Here is a 456-nt window from a genome sequence, read left to right as displayed (position 1 = left end):
GGAGTCGCTGGCCCTGGCCTTCGTGGCAGGACTCCAGCGTCTGCCGCCGCGGCAGCGCGCGGTGCTGGTGCTGCGCGACGTGCTCGGTTTCCGCACGGCGGAGGTGGCCGACCTGCTCGACAGCAGCGGCGTCTCGGTGAACAGCGCCCTGCAGCGGGCGCGTGCGGCCCTGGACGGCCAGTTGCCCGCGCGCGACCGCGACAGGGCGCCCCTGCCGCGCTCACCGCGTGAACGCGAGCTCGTCGGGCGGTTCGTGGACGCGATGGAGAGCTCCGACGTCGACGGGCTGGTCGCCCTGCTGACCGATGACGCCTGGCTGACGATGCCGCCCGAGCCCCTCGAGTACCAGGGACGTGTGGCCATCGCCCGGTTCTACGAGACCCTCCCCTGGTGGGGCGGCAAAGCGCTCCGGCTGGTGCCCGCGCGGGCGAACGGCCAGCCGGCGTTCGGCTCCTA

General features: G+C 74.1%; 1 protein-coding gene. It reads left to right on the top strand.

All coding sequences use genetic code 11. The features are described 5' to 3' along the window. Positions 1–22 precede the first annotated feature (22 nt). A partial coding sequence (locus IH68_RS0149015) for a sigma factor-like helix-turn-helix DNA-binding protein (RefSeq protein ID WP_234341864.1) occupies positions 23–456 on the top strand: 434 nt, incomplete at its 3' end.

This window comes from Streptomyces sp. NRRL S-646 (assembly GCF_000720765.1).
Taxonomy (GTDB): domain Bacteria; phylum Actinomycetota; class Actinomycetes; order Streptomycetales; family Streptomycetaceae; genus Streptomyces.
The sequence above is the reverse complement of the archived record's forward strand: the minus strand, read 5'-3'. Positions and strand labels throughout refer to the sequence as shown.